Annotated in this window: 21 protein-coding genes, 1 tRNA gene and 1 pseudogene; 13 read left to right on the top strand and 10 right to left on the bottom strand. The window is 46.2% G+C overall.

Annotation, left to right across the window (positions count from 1 at the left end; genetic code table 11):
- The first annotated feature begins 101 nt into the window (after positions 1 to 101).
- The 9 genes from thrS (at position 102) to MJO52_RS14075 (ending at position 8,035) form a co-directional block, all read left to right on the top strand.
- Complete coding sequence (gene thrS, locus MJO52_RS14115; protein WP_252082365.1) at positions 102 to 2,030, top strand: threonine--tRNA ligase; 1,929 nt, start codon at positions 102 to 104, stop codon at positions 2,028 to 2,030.
- 21 nt (positions 2,031 to 2,051) lie between these two features.
- On the top strand, positions 2,052 to 2,597 hold the full coding sequence (gene infC / locus MJO52_RS14110; RefSeq protein ID WP_435583647.1) for a translation initiation factor IF-3: 546 nt from the start codon (positions 2,052 to 2,054) through the stop codon (positions 2,595 to 2,597).
- 146 nt (positions 2,598 to 2,743) lie between these two features.
- Positions 2,744 to 2,938, top strand: coding sequence for a 50S ribosomal protein L35 (rpmI, locus tag MJO52_RS14105; RefSeq protein WP_020413351.1), 195 nt, complete (start codon positions 2,744 to 2,746; stop codon positions 2,936 to 2,938).
- A gap of 36 nt (positions 2,939 to 2,974) precedes the next feature.
- On the top strand, positions 2,975 to 3,334 hold the full coding sequence (gene rplT / locus MJO52_RS14100) for a 50S ribosomal protein L20 (RefSeq protein ID WP_252082363.1): 360 nt from the start codon (positions 2,975 to 2,977) through the stop codon (positions 3,332 to 3,334).
- A 204-nt stretch (positions 3,335 to 3,538) separates the two neighbouring features.
- A complete protein-coding gene (gene pheS, locus MJO52_RS14095; RefSeq protein ID WP_252082361.1) occupies positions 3,539 to 4,552 on the top strand; it encodes a phenylalanine--tRNA ligase subunit alpha in 1,014 nt (337 codons plus the stop codon).
- Positions 4,553 to 4,683: 131 nt separating this feature from the next.
- On the top strand, positions 4,684 to 7,059 hold the full coding sequence (gene pheT / locus MJO52_RS14090) for a phenylalanine--tRNA ligase subunit beta (RefSeq protein ID WP_252082359.1): 2,376 nt from the start codon (positions 4,684 to 4,686) through the stop codon (positions 7,057 to 7,059).
- A gap of 130 nt (positions 7,060 to 7,189) precedes the next feature.
- Positions 7,190 to 7,495 (top strand): integration host factor subunit alpha, encoded by a 306-nt coding sequence (ihfA, locus tag MJO52_RS14085; protein ID WP_108733837.1) that lies wholly within the window; start codon positions 7,190 to 7,192, stop codon positions 7,493 to 7,495.
- Positions 7,476 to 7,844: a MerR family transcriptional regulator gene (locus MJO52_RS14080; protein WP_152452791.1), complete on the top strand. Its 369-nt coding sequence runs from the start codon at positions 7,476 to 7,478 to the stop codon at positions 7,842 to 7,844. Before ihfA ends, MJO52_RS14080 begins: the two co-directional genes overlap by 20 nt.
- A gap of 114 nt (positions 7,845 to 7,958) precedes the next feature.
- A tRNA-Pro gene (locus MJO52_RS14075) sits at positions 7,959 to 8,035 on the top strand.
- 193 nt (positions 8,036 to 8,228) lie between these two features.
- Here MJO52_RS14075 and MJO52_RS14070 read toward each other — a convergent pair.
- From MJO52_RS14070 to MJO52_RS14055, 4 genes are all read right to left on the bottom strand, one after another.
- The gene (locus MJO52_RS14070; protein ID WP_252082358.1) at positions 8,229 to 8,873 is read right to left on the bottom strand and encodes a hypothetical protein; all 645 of its coding nucleotides are present in this window, start codon (positions 8,871 to 8,873) and stop codon (positions 8,229 to 8,231) included.
- A complete protein-coding gene (locus MJO52_RS14065; RefSeq protein ID WP_252082357.1) occupies positions 8,870 to 10,852 on the bottom strand; it encodes a DEAD/DEAH box helicase in 1,983 nt (660 codons plus the stop codon). The genes MJO52_RS14070 and MJO52_RS14065 overlap by 4 nt, the downstream gene beginning before the upstream one ends.
- 149 nt (positions 10,853 to 11,001) lie before the next feature.
- Positions 11,002 to 11,442, bottom strand: coding sequence for a hypothetical protein (locus MJO52_RS14060; protein ID WP_252082355.1), 441 nt, complete (start codon positions 11,440 to 11,442; stop codon positions 11,002 to 11,004).
- Positions 11,439 to 11,837 (bottom strand): hypothetical protein, encoded by a 399-nt coding sequence (locus MJO52_RS14055; protein WP_252082354.1) that lies wholly within the window; start codon positions 11,835 to 11,837, stop codon positions 11,439 to 11,441. The genes MJO52_RS14060 and MJO52_RS14055 overlap by 4 nt, the downstream gene beginning before the upstream one ends.
- A gap of 1,861 nt (positions 11,838 to 13,698) precedes the next feature.
- Here MJO52_RS14055 and csrA point away from each other — a divergent pair.
- Positions 13,699 to 13,878: a carbon storage regulator CsrA gene (gene csrA, locus MJO52_RS14050; protein WP_252082353.1), complete on the top strand. Its 180-nt coding sequence runs from the start codon at positions 13,699 to 13,701 to the stop codon at positions 13,876 to 13,878.
- A 385-nt stretch (positions 13,879 to 14,263) separates the two neighbouring features.
- On the top strand, positions 14,264 to 14,467 hold the full coding sequence (gene tnpA, locus MJO52_RS21585) for an IS66 family insertion sequence element accessory protein TnpA (protein ID WP_435583616.1): 204 nt from the start codon (positions 14,264 to 14,266) through the stop codon (positions 14,465 to 14,467).
- 46 nt (positions 14,468 to 14,513) lie between these two features.
- Here the strand turns inward: tnpA and MJO52_RS21580 are convergent.
- The 4 genes and pseudogenes from MJO52_RS21580 to MJO52_RS14030 all read right to left on the bottom strand — a co-directional run.
- Positions 14,514 to 14,854 (bottom strand): annotated as a pseudogene (locus MJO52_RS21580) (YtoQ family protein); the annotation flags it as partial.
- 242 nt (positions 14,855 to 15,096) lie between these two features.
- Positions 15,097 to 15,552, bottom strand: coding sequence for a nuclear transport factor 2 family protein (locus tag MJO52_RS14040; protein ID WP_252082352.1), 456 nt, complete (start codon positions 15,550 to 15,552; stop codon positions 15,097 to 15,099).
- Between the two features lie 196 nt (positions 15,553 to 15,748).
- Positions 15,749 to 15,985 (bottom strand): phosphotransferase family protein, encoded by a 237-nt coding sequence (locus MJO52_RS21515; RefSeq protein WP_353505436.1) that lies wholly within the window; start codon positions 15,983 to 15,985, stop codon positions 15,749 to 15,751.
- A 985-nt stretch (positions 15,986 to 16,970) separates the two neighbouring features.
- A complete protein-coding gene (locus MJO52_RS14030) occupies positions 16,971 to 17,558 on the bottom strand; it encodes a hypothetical protein (protein ID WP_252082349.1) in 588 nt (195 codons plus the stop codon).
- 1,273 nt (positions 17,559 to 18,831) lie between these two features.
- Here MJO52_RS14030 and MJO52_RS14025 point away from each other — a divergent pair.
- Positions 18,832 to 19,959, top strand: a complete 1,128-nt coding sequence (locus MJO52_RS14025) for a manganese-dependent inorganic pyrophosphatase (protein ID WP_252082347.1) — start codon at positions 18,832 to 18,834, stop codon at positions 19,957 to 19,959.
- A 729-nt stretch (positions 19,960 to 20,688) separates the two neighbouring features.
- On the opposite strand, the gene MJO52_RS14020 is transcribed toward MJO52_RS14025, so the two are convergent.
- Positions 20,689 to 21,084 (bottom strand): DUF1801 domain-containing protein, encoded by a 396-nt coding sequence (locus tag MJO52_RS14020; protein WP_252082346.1) that lies wholly within the window; start codon positions 21,082 to 21,084, stop codon positions 20,689 to 20,691.
- 822 nt (positions 21,085 to 21,906) lie between these two features.
- On the opposite strand from MJO52_RS14020, the gene MJO52_RS14015 reads away from it, so the two are divergent.
- Positions 21,907 to 23,724, top strand: coding sequence for a DUF885 domain-containing protein (locus MJO52_RS14015; protein ID WP_252082344.1), 1,818 nt, complete (start codon positions 21,907 to 21,909; stop codon positions 23,722 to 23,724).
- A 173-nt stretch (positions 23,725 to 23,897) separates the two neighbouring features.
- Here the strand turns inward: MJO52_RS14015 and MJO52_RS14010 are convergent, their stop codons facing one another.
- A complete protein-coding gene (locus MJO52_RS14010; protein WP_252082343.1) occupies positions 23,898 to 25,475 on the bottom strand; it encodes a phytoene desaturase family protein in 1,578 nt (525 codons plus the stop codon).
- Positions 25,476 to 25,839 lie beyond the last annotated feature (364 nt).

Below are 25,839 nucleotides of genomic sequence, written 5' to 3'. Positions count from 1 at the left end.
AAAGGATGGTTGCCCATCTGAATCAATAGCTCCATGAACCACTTCATGGATAGTTTCATGCGGTCTTTGGTAGGGATCGCCACTGAGAGAAAGGACAAACAATGCTCGTTGTTACTCTCCCCGATGGTTCTCGTCGAGAATTTTCCGCTCCGGTTTCCGTGCATGACGTAGCCGCAGATATCGGTCCTGGCTTGGCCAAGGCTGCACTTGCTGGCGTAGTCGACGGCAAAGAGGTTGATACCAGCTATGTCATCGATCGCGATGTCAATCTGGCCATTATCACCGACCGCCAGCCCGAAGGCCTGGAAGTCATTCGCCACTCCGCTGCACACTTACTGGCACAAGCCGTTAAGCAGCTGTACCCGACGGCCCAGGTCACTATTGGCCCGGTTATCGAAGATGGCTTCTATTATGACTTTGCCTACGAGCGCCAATTTACGCCGGAAGACCTGGAAAAGATCGAAGAGCGTATGGAAGTACTGGCCAAGGAAGATATTACAGTTAGCCGCCGACTGATGCCCCGTAAAGAAGCGGTGCAGTACTTCCGCGATATGGGCGAAGAGTACAAGGCCGAGATTATCGACAGCATCCCCAGTGATGAAGATATTTCTTTGTACCGCCAGGGCGATTTTGAAGATCTGTGTCGCGGCCCCCACGTGCCCTCCACTGGCAGACTGAAGGCGTTCAAGCTGACCAAGGTGGCTGGTGCTTACTGGCGCGGCGATTCCAGCAACGAGATGTTGACCCGTGTTTACGGCACCGCCTGGGCCAACAAGAAAGAATTAAAAGCTTACCTGCGTCGTATTGAAGAGGCAGAGAAGCGTGACCACCGCAAGCTGGCCAAGAAATACGATCTCTTCCATATCCAGGAAGAGGCGCCCGGCATGGTGTTCTGGCACCCAAATGGCTGGACTATTTACAGTACTGTCGAGCAGTACATGCGCCGCCGTCAGCGCGAGTTTGGTTACAAAGAAATCAAGACTCCGCAGCTGGTGGATTTCAGCCTGTGGCAGAAGTCTGGTCACGCGGACAAGTTTGCCGATGACATGTTTACGCTTACCAGTGAAGAGCGTCAGTTTGCCATCAAGCCGATGAACTGCCCCTGTCACGTACAGGTGTTCAATCAAGGTCTGCGCAGTTATCGCGACCTGCCGCTGCGTTTGGCGGAGTTTGGCTCCTGTCACCGCAGTGAACCCTCCGGTTCCCTGCACGGTCTGATGCGCGTGCGTGGCTTCGTACAGGATGATGGCCATATCTTCTGTAGCGAAGATCAGATCCAGTCAGAGGTTTCTGATTTTATGGATCTGCTGCACTCCGTGTACAAAGACTTCGGCTTTAATGATGTTATTTACCGCCTCTCCACTCGCCCGGAGAAGCGTGTAGGTTCCGATGAAAGCTGGGATAAGGCAGAGAAAGCCCTGGCCGATGCGCTGGATGCCGCGGGCCTGCCGTGGGAAGAGCTGCCAGGTGAAGGCGCCTTCTACGGACCCAAGATCGAATTCTCCCTGAAGGACTGTCTCGGCCGGGTATGGCAGTGCGGTACCATTCAGGTGGACTTCTCTATGCCGGGCCGTCTGGATGCGCAATATGTCGCCGAAGATGGTTCGCGTCAGTCCCCGGTGATGTTGCACCGTGCAGCCTTGGGTTCCTTCGAGCGCTTTATCGGAATTCTGATCGAGCATTACGAAGGCGCGTTCCCCACCTGGCTGGCACCACAGCAGGTGGCGATCATGAATATTACCGATCGTCAGGCCGATTACTGTCGTGACTTGGAGGCCCGCCTTGGTTCGCTGCAATACCGCGCCAGTGCTGACTTGAGAAACGAGAAGATCGGCTTTAAAATCCGCGAGCACACGCTCCAGCGTGTCCCTTATCTGCTGGTCATTGGCGATAAGGAAGTAGAGAGCCAGACGGTTGCCGTGCGCACCCGCAGCGGTGAGGATCTGGGAAGCATGACTTATGAGTCTTTCCTTGAGATTCTCGAGCAGGACGTCAGTCGCCGCGGCCGTTTGTCCGAAGATAATGCATAACAACTTGGCAACTGGGAGACCATAGCTATTAAACGAGACACTAAGGGACGGTCCAAAAAGGCCCGCATAAACGATCAGATTGAAGCGTCAGAAATCCGCCTGATTGGCGCTGATGGCGAACAGGTAGGCATTGTCTCCCTGAATGAAGCGCTGGAAGCTGCACAGCAGGCTAGCTTGGATCTCGTTGAAATTGCCCCGGACTCCACGCCGATAGTCTGTAAGATCATGGACTACGGCAAGCACGTATTCGAAGCTAAGAAAGCTAAGAATGCCGCCAAGAAGAAGCAGAAGCAGCAGCAGATCAAGGAAATGAAATTCCGCCCGGGCACCGATATCGGTGACTACCAGATCAAGCTGCGCAACCTCATCCGCTTCCTAGAGGCGGGTGACAAGGCCAAAGTATCCCTGCGCTTCCGTGGTCGTGAAATGGCTCACCAGGAGCTGGGTATGGAAATGATGCAGCGCATCGAAAAAGACCTGGAAGAGCTGGCCATTGTAGAGCAGCGACCCAAAATGGAAGGTCGCCAGATGCTGATGGTTCTCGCTCCCAGCAAAAAGAAAAAGTGAGGTTTGGGGAAGCAATTCCCGGAACCTCCTTTGAGAAGTGATTGGGCGACGGCTGCCTCCTCACTCTCACCGTGCCGATGGCTCAGGTTGTCGGCAGATACTAAAGGTGCCTGTTATGCAGGCGAATATTCACTTTGGAGTACAAAATGCCGAAAGCAAAGACTCACAGTGGCGCTGCCAAGCGCTTCAAGAAGACGGCTGCGGGCTATAAGCACAAGCACGCTAACAAGAGCCACATCCTCACCAAGATGACCACCAAGCGTAAGCGTCAGCTGCGTGGCACCCAGACTATGAACAAGTCTGATGCCGGTCTGGTCGATCGTATGCTGCGCGCCAAGTAATTGGCCCAAATCGCAAAGGTTTAAGAGGATAGAGTTATGGCCCGTGTAAAACGTGGTGTAGAGGCGCGTCGTCGTCACAAGAAGATTCTGAAGCAGGCTAAAGGTTACTACGGTGCGCGTTCGCGCGTATTCCGCGTTGCCAAGCAGGCAGTGATTAAAGCTGGTCAGTACGCATACCGTGACCGTCGCGTTAAGAAGCGTAACTTCCGCGCTCTGTGGATTACCCGTATTAACGCCCAGTCCCGTGCAGAAGGCCTGAGCTACAGCCGCCTGATCGCAGGTCTTAAGAAAGCGGAAATCGCACTGGATCGCCGTGTACTGGCTGATCTGGCTGTTTACGATAAAGCCGCTTTTGCTGCCGTAGTTGAAAAAGCTAAGGCAGCCCTGGCAGCGTAAGCTGTCACTTCAGTTGTAAAACTGAATACTTAAAATAGGGAAGGGCTGTAGCGGCCCTTCCCTATTTTTTTATGGGGTTTCCGCTATTTTTTACCGGTGGCGGTGCCAGGGGAACCCCCGCGGTGCAAATGCACCGGTTAAAACAAGCACAAAACTAGGGCCAATCGGCCTCAATCGAAGTTGGATTCAAACGGGAACAGTTCGATGCAAGATTTGCAGTCCCTCACCGAGCAGGCAATGGAGCTGGTGGAGAAGGCCGATGGCCTCGCCGCACTGGATCAGGTGCGTGTTGATTACCTGGGCAAAAAGGGCCAGCTGACGGCACTGCTGAAAGGCCTGGGCAAGCTGTCTGCTGAGGAGCGCCCGGCTGCGGGTGCCAAGATCAATGAAGCCAAGCAGCAGGTGCAGGAAAAAATTAATGCGCGCCGCACTATGCTGGAGCAGGCCGCCATCAATGCCAAGCTGGCTGAAGAGACCATTGATGTCACCCTGCCAGGGCGTGGTGAAGAGCAAGGCAATGCTCACCCCATCACCCGCACCTTAAAGCGTGTAGAAGATTTCTTTGCGGGCATCGGATTTACAGTTGAGAACGGCCCGGAAGTCGAGCAGGACTATTACAACTTCGAAGCCCTGAATATTCCCGCGCACCACCCAGCGCGCGCGATGCACGACACTTTCTACGTGGACCCCACCACAGTACTGAGAACACACACCTCTTCCGTGCAGATCCGCACCATGGAGAAAAAGTCTCCGCCGCTGCGTATTATCTGCCCCGGCCGCGTATACCGTTGCGACTCCGATGTGACCCACTCGCCCATGTTCCATCAGGTGGAAGGCCTGGTAATCGGCGAGAACATCAGCTTTGCGCATCTGAAAGGCACCATCGACCAATTCCTGCGTGCTTTCTTCGAAGCGGAAGTGCCTGTGCGTTTCCGTCCGTCTTATTTCCCATTCACCGAGCCGTCTGCAGAAGCGGATATCCAGTGCACCGCCTGTGGTGGTGAAGGTTGCCGCGTATGTTCCGGCACCGGCTGGCTGGAAATTCTCGGTTGCGGCATGGTGCACCCGAACGTGTTTGCCGCCTGCGATATCGACAGTGAAAAATACTCTGGCTTTGCCTTCGGTATTGGTATCGAGCGCCTCGCCATGCTGCGTTACGGCGTTAACGATCTGCGCTTGTTCTTCGATAACGATCTGCGCTTCTTGAAACAGTTCTAGCCCAGTGAGAGCGCGAATGGCCGAGGCGGTTCGCAGTAGCAATCGAATTGTGGAGGCCCGGGTGGCGAAATAAATATCCCGGGCGAAACGCGCACAGAGTTGCGCTGACGGAATACAGAAAGAGATCAACTATGAAAATCAGCAACTCCTGGTTGCGGGAATGGGTAAACCCGAAACTCACCACGCAGGAACTGGCCGATCAAATCACCATGGCCGGTCTGGAAGTGGATGGCATAGAAAAAGTAGCGGGTGATTTTTCCGGAGTGGTTGTGGGTGAGATTGTCGCCTGTGAACAGCACCCGGATGCGGACAAACTACGGGTGTGTAAAGTGGCCGGCCACCCCGACGGTGAAATGCAAGTGGTATGCGGTGCTCCCAATGCGCGCATTGGAATCAAAATTCCTTTTGCCCTGGTAGGCGCCAAATTGCCGGGCGATTTCAAAATCAAAAAAGCCAAGCTCCGTGGTGTAGAGAGCTTCGGTATGCTCTGCGCACAGACCGAACTGGAACTGGGCGAAGACAACGACGGTATCTGGGAACTGCCGGAAGACGCACCCACCGGTACCGATCTGCGCGAATACTTGCAGCTCGATGACGAAACCATCGAAGTGGATCTCACCCCGAACCGTTCCGACTGCCTCGGTGTTGCCGGTATCGCTCGCGAAGTGGGCGTACTGAATCGTTGCGCCGTTCAGGGCCCGGAAGTTGTCTCGGTACCCCAGCAAATCGACGAGAGCCTGCCCGTATCCTTGCTAGCCGAAGCCGCCTGCCCGCGCTACGTAGGTCGTGTCATTCGCAATATCGATATCAAAGCGGTGACACCTCTGTGGATGCAAGAGCGTCTGCGCCGCAGCGGCCTGCGCAGTATCGATCCGGTGGTAGACGTGACCAACTACGTCCTATTGGAACTGGGCCAGCCCATGCATGCCTTCGACTTGGAGAAACTCTCCGGCGGTATCAAGGTGCGTATGGCAGAAGCCGGCGAAGAGCTGACCCTGCTGGACGGCCAGGAAGTGAAGCTACAGGAAGGCACCCTGGTGATCGCCGACGAAGAGAAGCCTCTGGCCATGGCCGGTATTATGGGTGGCTTGGATTCTTCCGTTACCGAAGGTACCCAACATATCTTCCTGGAGAGCGCCTTCTTCAGCCCGCTGGCGATTGCCGGTAAAGCCCGTTCCTACGGCCTGCACACCGACTCCTCTCACCGCTTTGAGCGCGGCGTGGATTATCACCTGCAAGAGAAAGCGGTTGAGCGTGCTACCCAACTGCTACTGGATATCGTTGGTGGTGAGCCAGGCCCGGTACACGTGCGCGAGCTGACCGAAACCATGCCCGCCGAGCGCCATATTACCCTTCGCCGTGCCAAGGTGGAGTTGGGCCTGGGTATCAAACTGGCCGATGACGAAATCGTCGATATTCTTACTCGCCTGGGCCTGGAAAAAATCGACCAGAACGACGAAGGTTGGACCTTCCTCGCCCCCAGCTTCCGTTTCGATATCGCCATCGAAGCCGATCTGCTGGAAGAGCTGGCCCGTGTTTACGGCTACAACCGTATCCCTAGCGAAAGCTTTACCGCCGAGCTGGAAATTGCCCCGCGCCCGGAGAGCACCATTGCCCAGGACAATCTGGAGCAGACCCTACTGAGCCGCGGCTACTACGAAGCGATCACTTTCAGCTTTATCGATAGCGACAGCGCCGCGCTGTTTGACCCGGAAGCCGACCCGGTGGCTCTGCAAAACCCGATCAGCGCAGAGCTGGCGGTGATGCGTACTACCTTATTGCCGGGCCTGTGCAAAGCCTTGCAGTACAACCTCAATCGCCAACAAAACCGCGTGCGCCTGTTTGAAACCGGCCTGCGCTTTGTACCTGGCGCGGAGCTGCACCAGGAGCAGATGATCGCTGGTCTCGCCTACGGTAACCGCTTTGCGGAAAACTGGACGGGCAGCAAAGACAGCGTGGATTTCTACGACGTGAAAGCCGACGTGGAAGCCCTGCTGGCTCGCACCGGTGTCGCCGATGAATTCCGCTTTGTTGCCGGCCAACACTCCGCACTGCACCCGGGCCAAACCGCCAAGATTATGCGCGGCGACCGCGAAGTAGGGGTTATCGGTGCCCTGCACCCGCAGCTGCAGAAGAAGCTGGATCTGGCCAAGCCGGCCTTCGTATTCGAACTCAGCCTGGAAGCCATCGGCCAGGGTAAAGCCCCTGCGTTCCGCCCGCTGTCCAAGTTCCCGGAAGTGCGCCGCGACCTGGCCCTGTTGATCGACGCGGATGTTCCCGCCGCCAATCTGGTAGAGGCCGCCACCGAGGCCGCCGGTGAAACCTTGACGGACCTCAAGATATTTGACGTCTACCAGGGCAAAGGTATTGATTTAAATAGAAAAAGTGTCGCTTTGGGGTTGACGTTTCAGCATTCGTCGCGCACCCTTAATGACGAAGAAATCAATGCCGCTGTAGATGCGGTGGTCGGTAAATTAGAAGAAAAATATAACGCTAGTCTGCGCTAACAGGGCATGATGCTCTCGGTGTGCAGACTGAATTGCACCCCGAGAGCGTCTGCTTCCGGGTTGAAAGCCGCCGCGGTTTGGGCCGCTTCCGATCTGGAGTCGACGCCTCTGAATCAATTGGTAGGATCCAATGACAGAGGCACTGACCAAGGCCGGGCTCGCCGAGAAGTTGTACGAGGAGCTGGGCTTTAATAAGCGCGAAGCAAAAGAGATCGTCGAGTATTTCTTCGAGGAAATCCGCAATGCGCTGGAAAGCAACGAGCAGGTCAAGCTCTCGGGCTTTGGCAATTTCGACTTGCGTGACAAAAGCCAGCGCCCCGGTCGCAACCCCAAGACCGGCGAAGAAATCCCCATCTCAGCCCGCAGGGTAGTCACCTTCAAACCAGGGCAAAAACTCAAGACACGAGTAGAGGAACATGCTGGAACCGAGCAATAATGCTCAGCTACCTGCAATCCCCGGTAAGCGCTATTTCACCATTGGTGAAGTGAGCGAGCTTTGTGCCGTGAAGCCCCATGTACTGCGCTACTGGGAGCAGGAATTCCCACAGCTGAAGCCCGTTAAACGCCGCGGCAACCGCCGTTACTACCAGCACCAGGACGTTATTATGGTGCGCCAGATTCGTGCGCTACTCTATGAAGAGGGCTATACCATTGGAGGAGCCCGCCAGCAGATAGAGACCGGTAGTGAAAGGGCAGAAGTGGTGCAACTTCAACAGGTACTGCCGGAAGTGATAGCGGAACTCAAAGATGTAGTGGCCCTGCTGGATGGGAGAAAGAATTTCTAAAAAACTGTAAACCTGGGCTTGCAATCCAGCCGCACTCAGGTATGATTCACGCCACATCGAGACACGATGTCTTTAAAAATCAATCACTTAGCGAAGTGAGCGATTTTTCAAAATCGGAGCGTAGCGCAGCCTGGTAGCGCACCACACTGGGGGTGTGGTGGTCGTCGGTTCAAATCCGGCCGCTCCGACCATATATATCGTTGCCTGGCAACGGCCAAGAAACCCGCTTTTTAGCGGGTTTTTTTGTGGGTGGGATTTAAGTTCAGTTGTGCAAGATTGGGGTTTCCGAGTGGATGGTTGCATGTGAAGGCAAGCTAAACGTTAGGGTATTGGTGCGTGTGCTGTTGTTGGGGTGCTGGATCAAGCTGTGAGGCGAATAAAAAGTTATTCAGTCAGATATCTTTTGGGACGACTGGAATCAAACAGTGAGTGGAAGCAATCAATGTCAGCAGCACTTTTTATCCCTATTTTCACAGATGAAGAATTTTTATAGAAAAAATCAAAATGATATCGGGGGTGGATATTGCCATCTTCACGGTCGGGGTCGTCATCAAAGCGAAGGTAGCCGTGGTCTTCCATTAGAAGTGCTATATATGCGTCATAATAGTGGGTAGCGTCAGGTATTTCCAGGCCAAAGGATTCATGAATTGAGTGCACAATGTCGTCGTAAGAAAAGCACTCGTCTCGCGACGTTAAAATAGCATTGCGCATTATTGAAATGAATTGGCCATCGACTTCGGTCCCGGCCTTATCAAAATTGAATGAAATGTGCTCTCCATGATCAATTATCTGAAAAGGAATTGACATCGAGAAATAGCCATCACTTTTACTGATTAAAGCGCGACTGAAGCTGCCGGAAAATATGACAAAGTCGAAATCAGCCTCGTGATGGCTGCTCAAGCACGTTGGGCAAGTATTTACAATTTCCGCAATCTGTAAGATGTTACGTAAGTTATCGAACGCATCCCGGACAGCAATAAACCCTCGCATTCTATAATCTGGGACGTTCTTGAAGTAAAAGGCACTCATAGGTCTCGATGCCTTTCATACTCTAGATTTAGAATCCCATCGAGATATTCTTTGGAGTAATCACTGTCTCCAATCATGTTAGTTACTCGACTGATAAGTTTGCCAATTAGCCGAGGAGAGGCTCCTTTTTCTACACCGAATTGGCGGATAGAGTCTTCAAGTGATTCTGCTTCATCCAAGACGAAGAGATCTTTCTGTGCTTCAATTTCTCCGGCAGACGGTATTCTAAGGTCCATGTAATTTTTTTCTGACATGAAGTCTAAACCGGTGCGTACCTGTTCTACTACGTTATTGTCAGAGTTGGCTCCTAAAATCAAATGGCTTTCTAAGAATGAGCGAGCCATCATCGTATATAGAGCGTTTCGAAAGGCTGGGCGCTGGTTTAGATTTTGAGCGAAGCAGATAACAAAAGGAAATTCCAATCCTTTTGCATTGTTGATGTTTGAGATAAAAAATTTATCAGGGTCGCTCATTTTTGTTTCGAAGGAAACGTTGGCGTCCCAATTAAATTTGTTTTTTACCGCTAATTTTAGTTCTGGTATTACATTGTATATATAGTTACTTCTGTCCAAGAATATGACAGCAATATCACCTTGCCTTACAGATGGGTGCCGAAGCTTGATCCCATTAACCACCTCTAGCAGGCTTTCCGAAATTGCTTTGCCTGCATTTAGAGTCTGGATTGTTGTGCTTTTGAAGTCATTGGGTATGTCCTCAAAGCGTCTCAAGGGGTCTCGAGAAACATGAGCGCGATTTCCGTGCTTGGAGTAGCGATAACCGCATGAATCCCACTCACCGGGTTTTAGCCATCTCAATACTGGAGTCTCAAAAAGCCCCATTCCCAATGCATGAGAAAACATAAGGTTCTTGGGGTCTGTTCGGTAGCATTTTTTCAAGACCATATCTGCGCGATTAACTCGGTCATCAATGGGCTGGAAAATGTTTTGAAAAACATCCCCGGCTACAAAAACTTTTTTCTCTGTTACTAGTTCACATAGATCGATGAAACTATCAGGAAAATCTTGGCTTTCATCAATAAACACGTAATCAAATATGTAAGTTTTTTCTCCAGGAATTTTCCTGATATCGTCGATTGCCCGTTTGCAGAGACTTTCAAATGTTCCTGATTGTAAATTGCCGAATGCGATCTCATATTGGTAGCATATATACCTATACATTCCAGATAAAGGATCTTTCGCGCTTCCCCAAGAGTGAAAGCAAAATAGCTTGTCTGTCCATTCAATCTGACGATCGACGCGCATGAAATCAAAAAAATCTGGAATCCTGCTTCTCATTGACGCTGCAAGTACTTTGTTGAAGCAAGTAAATGCAATTCTTGCTTGGTCGTCTCTCGAATAAATTTCTTTTATTTTGTGTAGGAGGAGCTCGGTTTTTCCCGATCCTGCTAGCCCCTGGATTACAAATTTTTTGTTTGACCCTGTGCGAAAAACAAAGCTAGTTTGATCAGTGTCGAATAGAATGATTTTTGATTTTACAGAGCTGAGTAGATCCTTGGCTTCTAAGTCAATTTTTGAAATGTCATTAATACTACCTACAACCAGAGAGGTGATTAAGTCTACCAATCTTGTATCAGAAGTTTTTTCTACGGTCAATTCTGAAAAGTCAATATCCTTATTAGGGTTGTTAGAGAATATTGACAGCCAATGCTTTTTTCGCCCAATTTTTTCACGGTATTTAAATTTTTCGGACAAGTAAGATATATCTTCAATGAAGTCATCAATATAATCTTCGAAGGCATCCTGGTCATTTCCCATATTTACAAAACATGGTTTCATTCCGGATGAGAATATAACTATGGCGTTGTCATAATCGTAGGTAGCATCCTCTTTTGATAGAGGTCTATGAAGTACATAAGTTTGCTTTCTTGTTGTTTCGGCATGAGTTGCGATTTTTTCCATCAATCCACTGCCGTTGACTAACTCTTGAGCTTCGGGTGCAAAGAAGCAATAACCAGCCATTTTGAGATTCTCCGCTAGGTTTTCGTGTTATCTACACTGCAGCTGAACAAAAGGCATAGGCTTGCTCAGGACTACAAATGAGAACTTCTTTCAAACTAAGAATTTTTGAGTGCGTATCATGACAGAACTAGCAATGTGCTGTTAATTTTTCAATTTTTGCAAGCTACGTTAAGCATCTTTTCTTGAATCAATTTGAAAATCATTTTCTTTATTCCTTCGTTTAAAAAAAGTGACTTAGAATATAGAAAACCTTTATTCATTCTTCCAATATTCACTCGGCCTGTATTTTCAGTAAATTCTTCTAGTTTTAGATCGAGTGTAATTCTGTTGTTTGAAATAATATTTTGACGAATTCTTCTCCAGCGAACCTCAGGCAGTTCTCTACTTAAATCATCAAGAATGAAGTAAATCTTATGATTACTAAATGCTAACCAAGAGCGCTGTGTGGATGTCTTGAAAATCAGCAGTAATGTTACTTCCTTGATGTTTTCAGATGAATGGTCGAAGTATTCGCTCGACTTTAGTACTTTTAAAATTCGAGTTTGGCTTGCGAACTTGCGTGCACCAAGCAGCAGTTGAGATAGCTTCATTCGGTATCTCCAGGGAAACTTTCAATTTCTTCTCTTTCTTCATGTTGGTCTAGCGAACTAATTATTCTAGGTAGGATCAGGGGCCAACTTATTCCGATGGTAATGCAGGCAGCACGATTAAGCTGCAGGATGCCAAAGGCTGCACCGACGAAACCTCCTAGGCCTGCGCCCAGCCCCCATAGTAGAATAAGCCATACAATGTTGGGTCCACGATAAATTAGCTTTAGTACACTGTCTCGGCCCGAGAGGTGCATAAGCCAGTCAAGTAGCACAACCAGAAACCCCATTGTTGCCGATGAAAGGGCAAATAAAGCAAGTGGATAATGGGTACCGTCAACTAATTTACCCTCATTCGATAGCAGGAGAGAGGCCACTCCTCCAAACAGCTGTTCCATAGCTTTCCTTCGTTATCATGGCTCTAGAGCCAAATTGATTTGCTGATACTAGGCGTCGACCAAGGTATCAATTAATGGGGCAAGTGGTTACTGAACAGGAAAGATGTATGCTTCAAAGTTTGATCAGTAGCAATCTCTAAATGATAACATTATTTGGCGCATATATAATCAGTCTCTTAAGGTACCCACATAGTTAGTGACAGAAATCCAAGGGAAGGCGCTTGCTCATCCTGGTGCTTTAGTTTTTGCGCCGCTATTCACACAACCAGCAGCTGGCCTAAATGTCCATTCGTGAGAGGAAGTAATGACTTGTGATCCGCCTGGAGCAGAAGTTTGCTCAAATTTTGAGCTATTTATCCATATTTGCTAATGCCCCTCGTAACGACGTGTAGTGCTCGTAACGGGAGGCTGGCTAGGGGTTCAGTGAAGATTTCTCTGATCTCTTGGTCTGCAGCCTCGATGAGTCCTTTCAATAGCTCACTATCTATTGAGCCTAAAACGGCTTCGGCAGACTAACTATGGGCAAGCCTACGAAGTTACCGTTGGGTCGCAGATCTGCAATAATTCGGGGCACCCTAGGATTGGAGAGAGGTGTCAGTTACGTAACAAGTATCAGTTCTGGAGGCTCTTCATCCGTAAAGGATGTGAAATGCTGGGAGTTTGTGTTCAGACTTTGGAAAAGTTTGTTTTGGATAGGAAATTGGCAATCACGGCGTTGAGTGTTTGGAGTGGGGCTAGATTAGCAGGGGGTAGCTGAGAGGTAGTGCCGGCAGTTGCCTATGCCGTGTACCCAACGTTTATTGAACTGGCTGTAAGCTTGTTGCATAGCCACCACTGATCCCATCAAGCATCGAAAGCCGTTTCCAAAAATTCAGTTGAATCAAAATGTACTTAGTGTCTTCAGGCGTCTTGGTGATATTGGCACGGATAGGAGTAAGGCCCACAAGTGCCACTAAGGCGGTAAGGGCGTTTTATTTCAGTAAAGCCTGGAATTTCAAATGACCTCACCAGCGGCTACTTGTACGGTTGGTTTTAATCCAAAATAACCAAGCAATAGCACTAGTGTGGAGAGGTGACTTGCAAGATGGTAACTCCACGCTGAACTCAATATTTATCCCTACAGCGGAATCCCGCTCTTCCAATATTTAACAAAGGAGTGCGGATACGAGTATAAAACTAATGAGTCAATTAAATCATTAGTGGACTTTCACATTCCCCGGTTTAGCCTTTAGTTAGCCATGTGATTGAGAATATTGCTCTTTAATTTTTTAAGAAAAGCATGGGGTTAATTTCAATGTGAATTGAGTTTTCCAATGGTTAATTGATATTTCCTCAGTCGAAAATAACTAAAAATATAGGCGCGAAAATAATCTTATTGGAATTTATTCAGTTTGTTTCAATCTAAAAGCTGCGTAGAATCGATAGATATTTTTGGTATTTTGGTCGTAATTGAGCGAGCCGATTAAAAAGGCCTTAGAGGCTTGAAAATTTTTGAAAGCTTCAAAAGAGCCAAGAGCTTTTAAAAGACCCATCCCCTCAAAGGAGAACGGTAGCGTGACGTAAGAGTAAGTAAAAGGCGCTGACCCAAGGTGCTACCAACACCTGGGGCCAGCTGACCAAATTGATAGCATAAGTATCAAGATGGCTATATGGATAATACGCTAGAAACCCGCTCGTCTTCAATAAAGTGGAGTACATTCAGCGGCTTGGGGCCAGATCCCAAGCTCTGGATGCCTAGCGCCCGCCTTTTCCTCTTCTATGCCTACCGCCCCCGCGCACCACCCCACATTTCCTCCAAACGTCAAGCCCAAGCTTCCCCACCCCGGAAGCGCCCAAACTTTGACCATCGAAGGAAATAAGTATGTTGATCTTAAAGCGACGGACAGGTGAACCTCTAAGGATTGGAGCAAACGTCTCAGTCACAGTGTTGGAGATTAAAGGTAATCAAGTGAAGATAGGCATAAGCGCACCCAGATCACTGCCCATCTACCGTGAAGAAATTTATGTGCGGATCAAAAAGCAGCTGAAAGCGAAGGCCTGAAAGCGCTTAAAGCGGCAGCCGGGAGGGATAATCTTGCCTCTCTGGTGTACCCGTATTGAAAAGACTAGAGGGGTTATATAGGAAATCGTCCATTGTTATTTAGCGGAGTGAACTAGTAGCCAAATTGGGTCCCAGATTACCAGAGAAAAATAGCCGATGAACCCAGTAGAAAAAAGTCAAAGCGATCCAGCGTGCTACTGCATACGCTTGTTTGGGATTTTAAATTTCCACAATGAAAGATTAAGCTAGTGATAGGTGATCCTGAGCGCATTGTAGGAAGCCTATATTCCCTCATAAAATTTGGTGAGCTTGATTTGCAAGGAGTAGTCACTATATAAGCGGTACATGAGCCACAGTATTTAATTTGCCCTGGCAGACTGGCACGATGCCCCCTCAATCAACTTCGGAGAAAAGCTCTCAATCTAAGCGCGCCAATGCTCGTAATCACAATCAAAATTACAACCAGTTCCTCTATTGGTACCGCAAGCTATTTGAACAAGGTTCGGTGCCAAATACCCTGAATTTGTTCCCGCGAGTATCAAGTCCCCCGCAGACACTACGAGAGATCTGGGTATATTGGATTCTCTAATGGCATAAAGCTGAAGTTGATACCCGTGTAGTGAGTCAACCTGGTCAGGTGTTTGTGCCCAAGCTTGAACGGCACGATCATCCTCTTTTAACGCATGTTCCAGTGATTGATCATGCAGAGTGATATAGGATTTACCAAGCGCTACGCAGCATCCAGCATCGAACACTGCATTCCATTTATTATATTTTCACCAAAGCGAATAATAGCCAGGCCACAATTTTCAATGTAGTGTTTAATCCGTATCGCGTTGACCTTGGCAGATTTATGATCTCGGCAGAAAGAGTTAGCTTCCACGCCAAGACTATCGCCAGCTGCATCACTGGCATAGTGATTGGTAAACGCAGAGGAGAAAGAGATTTCCAGTCCCTGCTTATTGCAGCCTTCAATTATCTGGGTTCTTCAGTCAGAGTGTATTTTTCCAGAGAGTTATACTTTCAGTTTTATAGTTGAGTTACTTAATAGTGGTAAACAATGGAGTTTGATACTTAGGAAATGACTTACAGTAGGAATTTGACTTGAGAGAAGGGGGCTATTGATTGAGTCAATTAGGATATATTAATGCGTCATTAGCGCTGAAGTATAAGAGCAAAATCCCTTTTGGCTCTTACTTATTGGTGGTTAAGGTAGCCTTATGGCTTAAACACCACATTTTCTGGCACTTTTCCAGATGGCAGTCTTGTAGAGTGCAATTGTGAGATGAGCCACTTTCCTTTCACTTTCTGTAGAATAGCGCTTTCGAGCCAATAAACATCCTGGCTCTCATTCTTTTTAGCAAAATTGGCCTTATTCCAATAGTTGATTGTGACTAGGTCTGGCCTCTCATCAAAGTCAATAATGCTAAAGTAATTGGTTCTAACAGTATCTGATGGCTTTGCTACCTTAATTAGATCTTCAATCGTCCATACTTCACCATGTTCGAGCAAGAGAAAAGATTCAGTTACGGTGCCTCTCATACGCTCATGGTCTACATCGGATAGGTAATTTAGAAGGTTCTCGATAGTTTTGAATGCTTCAGGCTTCTCTTGCGCCTGTGCGTTACCGATTGTCAAAACAAACAACATCAATGTAAAAACAATATTTCGCATAAGTTATTTTCCTGGTTTTTAGAGGTTAATTATTAGTAAAGGAAGTGTTGATTTTACAACATTTACTTCATCAAGTGCCTAAACTCCTTAAGGTGAGGGAGGCTATAAATGTTAGGCGAGTTCCGATCGGAGCAGGTTTTCGCTGATGCTGTCTATTTTTTAAGCAAAAAATTTGTTTTTGGGATCTCAGAGCCCATTATACGGCATACCAGAGTAAGTTTAGATATTTGTACACTCTGCGCCAATGTTCTCCGGCCGGATTACACCTAAGATACGGCTCGAGTAAGGATTGTTGCTGAATTCTGTTGAGCTGATGTTCCTCAATGATAACGCCGAGATCATAGAAGCGATCGCCCATAGCCGCGTATTCCCAATCAATGGCATAAAGCCGCCCGGTCTTTTTAGTGATGAGATTTCCAGTGCTTAAAATCATTATGGCAAAGAAAGAGCCTACTACTTAGCTGTTCCGCGGCAGCAATATGGGAAGAAATTGTTTGGTAAAGCTGTACTAGTGTGGGGTAGAAATTTGCTTGTTCATTAATCGAGCTCCAATAATGATCAGCTTTAAAGGATATATCCAAGTGGGTATCAATTTCGGGGAGGTTGTGGATTTCATTAAGTAAATTGGCAACCTATTCCGGAGCATTGGCATCACTTCCATTCCAAGGTGCGCTTCACAAAGCGGGTAACTTGGTATTGATATGCTGGGGCACTGTAAACTAAAGGAGCGTATAACTCGGCACTACTTGAACTCACAAGGAGGTAGGTCTCTGTTTGTCGGTTTAAATCTAGAGCACTGCTGTATAGTGAATTGATACGTAGAAGAAATAGCTCTTGGTTTGCCTTGAGAGGAAATGTTTGGTTCGTTTGCCCCTGTAAGCCGTCTGACCACAATGGATTTGGATGGGCTCCATAGGGCCAGTCCTGGGGAAGCATAACGTAGAACTAATATCTTTGCCGGCTGATTAATTGATTGAAGCTGAATCTTATCAAATATTGTAGGCCATTCTAGAGGCACGTAATAGTGATGAACTTAATTTCAAAAGTAAAATTTGGGTGAGTAGTGTGTTTTAAATTGCGAGTCTTGATTGAAAATGATGGCTGGAGGATTATTCTTGCGATAAGCAATATTCTTCAAAGTATGATTCTTTGAGGGGAAATTGATTCATGAAATTTGTAGTTATGGTCCGCTTTGCAGCCCTCAATTAAAATAGGGTGTGTCAGATTTTTCCTGAAATAGTACAACTAAAACCGCCTAACACTAGGCGTGCCCGATTTAAAGCCGGAATCCGGAACTGTTACAGCTGGCGATCTGTTCTCCAGATCGCCGAGAGAAATAATCTGCCTATAGCTGACTAGCTCACGCAGAGTTTTGAACATCCTTGCAGAAGACCACTTCACTTTTTAGTCGATAACTATTAAGAAAAGGTGACTGCACGCTCATTCAGATCATAATACTGAGTATTAACCTTAATCTTTACAGAGCTACCGGTAGCATCAAACCAGCCGAGATACCCGGTAACCTCTAGGCTTTTATGGGTAGTGGCCATCGCCTCACGTAAACGCTGGGCCCAGGGCCTTAACTTCTCACCATCATAACCTGACCCGCAAGCGCAGAGATGCAGATCGACAAAATTGCCAGGCAAACCCTCTTTAACCAGCGTGCCCGCTAGCTGCGTGGGAGTATAGGTTTTCCATACTCCGCCCTGCCACGACTCTACCCCTCTATCGAAAACTTTTGCTTGTTTATTCTTACCACTATTGCGTTGTGCACCAATTTGCTTGCCATCGCCACCGCCGGTACCATGAGCAACAATATAAAGAGTGTCACCAGATTTGAGGCTACTGAGACACTTATCTATCCAGCGGTACATAGACTTACCAATACCAGATGTTACCTTGTTGGCAAGAATTTGATTCTTCGGAATATCCCATGCACTTGCCATATTCTCAGCAAACTCTAGCATTTCATCACTGTTTACCGGTAGGTAAATGTACTTTGCCATTTTTTACACCTTGTTATTATTACAACGCCAAAATTATAACACCAAGCCTTGCAGATTGAATTATTCAGGGCACCCAAAAATTGGAGAAAAGTCTCAGTTTTGCGACAAGCATCGGTTCTGGTGGCTACTCATATCTGATTTGGATATAAAGGTAGGTGAAATGTTAAGAACTTGTATTTAGGCTTTAGAAAACTTCACTTTTTGGTAATAAGTCAGAAATCGTAGTGTTGATAGATTGGAGCAGGGTTAAATTAGCAAAGAGGAAACTCCGATAGTGAATCAGACCATGTACCCTATGTTTATTGAGCTTGCTGCACGAATGCATAGTTGAATCAAAGTGTAATCAGGGTGTTTAGGCGTATTTGTGATATTGGCCCAGATCGTGTTTAGGTCTACATAGCCCATACTGGCCGCGATAACGCTTTTATCCAATAAAGCCCAGGATTTAAATAAGTGGCCTGTAACGCTGTCTTCAGGATTAGCTGGGATTCATTTAAGAGATGTATAAAACAGCTGACATTGATTAAATTTTCCAGCCATAGAAGGGCAACGCTTTGTAGCTTTAACGATTCACAGTGATCGCGTACGCTGCCCTGGGTTATCGTTGTGCCAAGTTTGAGGCCTTAAATAGCTCCAGATGGCGAAGAATCACTTCGATATATGGTCAGGCCAGCCTTTTAGCCGATATAAATTACGATATGGTAATGATTGCTCATTACGGTATAGGCTACGTTATTAAGTGTAAAATTCGATGCCAACCTATTCATAGGCTTTTCAATTCACTGGTGCTAGGCGTAGGGGTAAATGCACTGATAAGAGGGTGTTACACCAAGAAATATTTGGATGATTCTGGGCTGAGTTCTTGGTTATTCTCATATTGGTATGGATAAATAGCAGGTGTTTTATTAAATTTCGTCAGTGGGGTTGGCGGTTTAGGCTTTATATTTGGTGAGTGTTGAGAAGTGTCCTTAGGTTATTTGGTGTCAATAATGAAAGTGGGTGAAGTAGCTAGACTTTCGAGGGAATACGTTTATTTGTATCCACATACGACAAATAGAGCCAGTAAAGTTTAGCTGTAGTTGGTTTGTCCGCTAAGTGACTATAGCTTGTCTATAGTACGAACTGCTTACCTCTTTACTCAGAGGGCTTTGATAGTTTATCGATCCGCTTAAGATATAATGAGTGAATGAATGTGATGGACGGATGTTAGTCATGCCATCGGTTAATTTAAGGTTTCTATTAATCTGTTAGCAAATGACTGTGGAGGATGCCGGTGAGATTTCTAATCTCATGCCTGTCAATACTAAGTGATCACCGCCCAATAGACTTCCCCGGTCTGCTTTCGAGAGCCTTGTTTTTTTCACTCAGTTGGGTTGTTGGCGCTTCATTAGGTGCGCAGGAAATCAGTTCCTCAGACCTGGGGCAAGATACGCCTACTACAGATGTTGCTGCTGATTATCTGAGGAAGGAGTTAAAAGGCACCCAGAATTTGGTTTGGACCGGACATAAAATACCCGATACTGATTCCGTTAGCGGGAGCTTGCTCTCAGCCTTCATTTATGGTGGTAAGCCAGCAATTCCCAGTAAAATCAATCCGGAGACTCGCTTCGCCATTGAACAATGTGGTGCTGAGGAGCCCGAAATAATTGAGAATTTCTCAGGAAAGACTGTTGGATTGGTGGATTTTAACCAAGGCACTCAATTGCCAACTGGCATTGATCCAGACTTAATCGTAGCGATAATCGACCATCATGCGATTGGTGGATCGCCAATTAATATTCCAAATGTAATCAGTATAGAGACTAGGCCATGGGGATCGAGCGCGACAATTTTAACTGATCATGCTCAGAAGTTTGCTATTGAATTACCAGTTCATCTGGCGTGTATGGGATTGGCTGCAATTCTATCGGATACAGTTAACCTAACGTCACCTACCACAACCGAGTACGACAAAGTCTATGTAAAAAAATTGGCGAAGAGAGCTGGTATAGATGATATAGATAAATTTGCAGAGCGGATGTTGCTAGAGAAATCAGATCTTGGTGGGTTTTCGGCCAAGGATATTATTTTACTTGATTTTAAAGATTTTGAGTTCGGAGGAAAAGAAGTTGGCATTGGTGTTGCTGAAACGCTGACAGCTCAGCAGTTAATCAACAGAAGGTATGAACTGAAGTCTGCCATGGGCGAGATAAAAAAAGAGAAAGGTATCGATCACCTGATCTTCGCAATTGTCGACACTCGTGAAAATAAATCTTATCTACTTTGGAGTGACACCTCAGACAAAGATCTTATTGTCTCCGCTTTTGGGGACCAGGTAGTAGATGATATGGTTGTTGCTAAAGGGGTGATCTCGCGAAAACGCCAAATTGGCCCAGCAATTCAAAGAGCTTTAGAGAATTGAAACATTGACTGATTTATTGAGTTCTCTGAAAAGATTATATTCCTGCGATGCCCATTTTGGGCGAGAATCAAATTAGGTGTAATCATTATCAAGAAAAATAGATACCAAGAAAGTCGGAATAAATCTGGCTTATACCAAATGTGAGGCTTTACTACGATTCAAATAATGGAACGCCTTTGATTTCACTGACGAAACGATGACTTGATCATAAACGATGATCGTGATTGAAATAGTTTCAGGCTAGCGAATACAGCGAGAGTCTTTTGAGCCGTACTCAACTAGATAAAATAAGCTGTGTGAGAGATGATACTTCATCTGTTGCAGTCGATAAAATATTGCAATAAATTTTTACCGTTTCGCCTTTAAATAAAGGGGTAGAGGACAAGATTAATGAAAAATTTAAAGCGTCAATAAATTTTTACTTGCCTCAGGGTAATCATCCCCATTACGTCATTAAGAACTTGTTTTATAAAGCTTTCGTAAAAGTAAAGGTGAGATTCTATATGAATACTATCCGAGCGTTATCTCCATTGTTAAAAGCTGCACGAGTAAATAAAAAATTGTTAATTACTTTTGGTGTTCTTTAGTAGGCTATCATTCAGTTTAAGCCAAAAGGCTGGGGTTGAACTTCGGTGTTTTTAGGTGTTGGAATTTCAAGTTGGCAACAAAACCATAAAATCGAGTATTAATCTCAAGCTATACTATGTTTAGCAACATGCGTACCCTTACTCATATTATGCGTAATAACTTCCCTTTTCGTTTGACAATATTCTTGTAATCCCACTGAATTACCTTTGATTTTTTTAGCCAGCGTTTTAGATCAGTTGTATTTATCTGTATTGCCTCTGTATAACGAATAGAAGCATCTTTAAATTTTCCTGTCCCTGGTTCGAGCTTAGGCTCGTCAAAGTCTATACCGCTCCAGAACATCAGGCGAATGCAGTCTTTTAGTTTACTGTATCCTACAATTGGATTGCCCTCTAAAAACCATACAGGGTGGCCGTGCCAGATCTTACTTTCAGCTTTTGTCAAGCCTTTATCAATAAGCTGTCGTAAAGTATCGCATATCAGCAGCTCTTCACCGACCTGTGCTGAATTAAAATCATCGATCGTTTCATATTTCATGGTTATCAATCTTTCAGTCTCGTCGAGCATTAACGCTAGTTTCAGGCATGTCTAGAGTGGCGGTGTTGAGTTATTTTTTTAAGTGGAATAAACATATTAAAAAATGTTAGATGGTATCATCCTTAAGTATCTATTCTAGCATCTAGAGCTTGGTTTAGAGGGTGAAATCTGAACCAAGATTGAGCAGTCGTTATCTATCATCTGTCAAGGGTAAAATTATTCGGTCCCTGTATCACCTGATTCTTGGTGTCTTAAGTCCCAAAACAGATCGCTACACTTATCGAGATTACCGGAGCCACAAATATACAGGTCTTGGACAGGATGCGCCAATCCGCAAAGTAAATAAAGAGCCGGTTACTCCACGCTTGATACAACCCCAAAGTATTAAGGTAGATATCACAATAGATCAAATAAAACCTATGTTCTAAATCCGGGGAGAGTGAATTTTCTGGGCGATGATGGCATTACGAATATTCGAATTGTAGTTAATGATGGTACCAGTAATAGTTTTCGCTGACCAATCACGATAGTTCTCTAGTTTTTGACCTCCAGCAGTTCTTGAGTGATTTGTTGGCAGAATAGCGTGGTGATATGGTGGTTTTCTCAGCTGGAATCGAAAGGATGGTGAAAGATTCTTACTTGGTAATATTTGAGCTACTTTGGTCTTCAAGTCTCTCTGAAAGCCATTGTTCTGTCATGATCTATCTACAATGTGCATCTTATCGCTTTATTCGGTTTGTTTGACGCATTATCTAGATTAAATGGTTGTGCTTTGTTTAAGGGCATAGTGAAAATAGTGGCACAAATTAGGAGGATCTAATAATGATAAAAACAACAGCCAAGTGGGTTGGCGGGATACTATTGCTTGGGATGGTTGCAATCTCGGTCTTTGCCGTCAATGCAATTTATTTTAAACCATGGTCTATCAATGTATATTTTGAGCGAGCCTTTATAAAAATTCAAAGTACCAGCCCGGAAACACTCTCAATTTTCCGCATACTGGAACGATTTGGGATTGATGGCCATAATGCCCATCTTGATGATGTTTCAGAAAAGATGAAGCAACATGAGATACAGATAGTTAAGGATGAACTATCTACTTTAAGGAGCTATGACAGATCTAGCCTCAATGACCGGCAGGCAATATCCTATGATATTCTGGAGTACTACCTGGAAAGTCTAGTAGAAGGAGAGCGCTGGAGGCATCATAATTACCCTCTCAATCAAATGTTTGGTGTGCAAAATACTCTTCCGGAGTTTCTTGTTGAGTTGCATCAAATTAACAATGTCAAAGAAGCGAATTATTATCTCTCCCGTTTAAGTGAAGTAGATAGAAAGTTTTCTCAAGTATTGGATGGGTTGAAAATTCGGGAACAGAAAAAGATACTGCCTCCACGCTTTGTAATTGATCGTGTGTTAAGCGAAATGCAAGGGTTTATTAACGTTCCGGCACATGAAAATATACTTTATACCTCTCTGGAAAATCGCTTGGATACTCTTGAAGCTTTACCAGATCAAGAGCGTACACGTATTCTTGACAGAGGAAAAATATTAATTGAAACAGATGTCTATCCTGCGTACGCAAGCTTGATCGCTTACTATCAAGAATTACAGTATAAGGTTTCAGAGAATAATGGCGTTTGGGCTCTCCCGGAAGGTGATGAATTTTATGCATATCAAATACGTATTCATACCACTACAAATCTGACTCCCGATGAACTGCACAATACGGGCTTGATGGAAGTAGAGCGCATAGAAGATGAAATGAAGCAGATTTTTGCTTCTGTTGGTCTTGATACGGGAAGCATTAATACCCGTTTCTCTGCTATAAATAATGATCCTCGGTTTCTTTATGAAAATTCAGATATGGGCCGTGAGCAGATTATCAAAGACTATCAATTGATTATCGATGAGATTAACGCAGGTATTGACGATTATTTTAATATAAAACCAACTGCGGGCGTTGAAGTTAAGCGAATTGCAGAGTTCAAAGAACAAGGCGCACCTAAAGCATACTATATGCCCCCGGCAATTGATGGGTCTCGCGGAGGGGTGTTTTATGTAAACCTGCGCGATGTCCATGAAACAAAGAAATTTACCATGCGAACCTTGGCTTATCATGAGGCAATTCCAGGGCACCATTTTCAAGGGGCAATTGCAAAAGATTTAGAGGGATTGCCAACTTTTCTTAAAGCCGTGTCAAATACAGCTTATGCGGACGGCTGGGCTCTTTATACAGAGAAGCTAGCCAAGGAGATTGGTTTTCAAGATGATCCCTATGATGATCTTGGGCGATTACAAGATGAGATGCTTCGTGCTGTTCGTTTAGTGGTAGATACCGGTATACATCACAAGCGCTGGAGTCGAGAAGAGGCGATTGAATATATGGTGAAAACGACCGGTTTTCCGAGAACTGAAGTCACCACTGAGGTTGAGCGCTACTTCGTGATGCCGGGTCAGGCTGTAGCTTATAAAACTGGTATGTTAAAGATATTGGAGTTGCGAGAACGTGCTCGTCAAAAGTTAGGGAGTAAATTTGATATACGTGAATTCCATGATGTGGTACTAACTAATGGTGCCGTACCGCTGATGGTGTTAGAGCAACTTGTTGACCGCTGGATTGCCACTAAGAAAGTCTAAGAGAGTTAATAAAGAGGCATTTCAAGCGGTATCATTTGCTATTAAGAGTGAGCTCGCGTTAATTGTAATAGAGATCAACAAGATCATTGTAGCGCCTGAAAGGGGGTTGAGTTCAACTCATACCCCACTACTGAATTCAAGCAGATAATGGCCTGCTTTCTGCGGGTCATTTTTTATTTATCCCTTAGAATCTCCATCGCAGCATTATGCCCAGGCACTCCAGTAACGCCGCCTCCCGGGTGGCTACCGGAACCACAGAGATACAGGCCCTGAATCGGCGTGCGGTAATCCGCAAAGCCCATAAAAGGGCGGTTGCTCCACAGTTGGTCCAGGCCTAAGGCACCATGGAAGATATCGCCACCCATCAAGCCAAACTTGCGCTCTAAATCCAGCGGTGAGTGGATTTGTTGGGCGATGATGGAATCACGGAAATTGGGTGCATAGTTGTTGACGGTATCGATAATGGTCTGAGCTGCCTGCTCACGGTAGTTGTCCCAGCTCTTACCCTCCGGCAGTTCTGGAGCAAATTGTTGGCAGAATAGGCTGGCGACATGTTGGCCCTCGGGGGCCAGGGAGGGATCGATGGTGGAGGGGATCAATATCTCGACAATGGGTTGCTTTGACCAGCCGTATTGAGCCGCATCTATATAGGCCTGCTCCAGGTAATCCATGGTAGGGCCAATGACGATTCCCGACTTGTGGTGCGGTTGTACGTGAGTACCGGGTTTGCATGTAAAGTCTGGCAGTTCAGACAGTGCGACATTCATACGGAAAGTGCCGGACCCCACTCTAAAACCACGTACTCTGCGGTGAAATTCCGGCTCCAGATGTTGTTCGTCAATCATCTGGGAATAGAGCAGTTTAGGGCCGACATTGGCGATTACTTTATTAGCTGCAATAGTTTCCCCGCTACTTAGCCGTGCTCCGGTAGCGCGACCACCATCGATAAGCACCTCTTTGACTTCAGCGTCTGTGCGAATAGTGACCCCGAGCTGCTCTGCCTCTTTACGCATGGCTTGAGTGATAGCACCCATACCACCCATAGCATGGCCCCAAGCGCCTTTCTCACCGTTTACCTCGCCAAACACATGGTGCAAGAGCACATAGGCGGAACCGGGAGTGTTGGGAGCGGCATAGTTGCCGACAATAGAGTCAAAGGCGAACGCAGCTTTTACATGGTCATTTTCGAACCAGGCATCCAGCACGTTGGTAGCACTCTTGGTGAACAGGTCCAGAGCGTCTCGGCGTGATGCCATACTTAACTTTTTCGCTCTAAGCCCAAATCCACCAGCGCGAACCAGGTCTATAAGGCCACCACCCACGTTGGGGGGAGCGCGCAGTAGCTCTTCGCGTAAAATATCCGCAACGGTTTCTAGCATGGCATAAAAGTCAGGTAAAGTAGCTGCGTCTCTCTCTGAGAAACGTGCTACCTCTGCTTGTGTATCCACAAGATTCTTATGGAAGGAAAGACTATTGACTTCTGAAAGTGGGAAGAAGTTTGATTGAGGCCGTAATTTGATTTCCAGGCCATGCTCTCGTAGATGGAGGTCTTCGATGATCTTGGGGTTAAGTAGGCTCACGGTGTAGCTTGCCACAGAGTTTTGGAAGCCTGGGTGGAATTCTTCAGTAACCGCAGCACCACCAACAATCGACCGGCGTTCAAGAATCGTTACATTTTTTCCAGCTTTAGCCAAATAGCAGGCACAGACAAGGCCATTATGGCCACCACCTATAATCAAAAAATCCTTCATTATTATTCTCTGAGTAGGAAAAGGTTAGGATCAATTGTCGTCAAAAACCGAAAAAAAATAAAGAGTCCAAAATCAGATTATTATCGATACCATTTTGTCTATTGCTAGGTCTAAAGTTTTTTAGATAAATTAAGGTGGGAGAAATACTTGTACAAAACTCTATATTATTTCCGCTTTAGTGCAAAATTAGTGTTTACTGCATCCTTGATTAAAACTATGCGGCTTCAAAAAAACTGCCCAGTTAAATATACTGAACTCAAGGAGCCTAAAGGGGAGCACCCGTAGTATTATTTGTGAAGCGTTAATCTATATCACTTCTTATTAGATTTTCTCTGAAATTAATTGTGTGCACTTCCATCATGCA

Origin of the sequence: Microbulbifer variabilis (assembly GCF_023716485.1) — a bacterium.
Classification (GTDB): Bacteria; Pseudomonadota; Gammaproteobacteria; order Pseudomonadales; family Cellvibrionaceae; genus Microbulbifer; species Microbulbifer variabilis_B.
The sequence above is the reverse complement of the archived record's forward strand: the minus strand, read 5'-3'. Positions and strand labels throughout refer to the sequence as shown.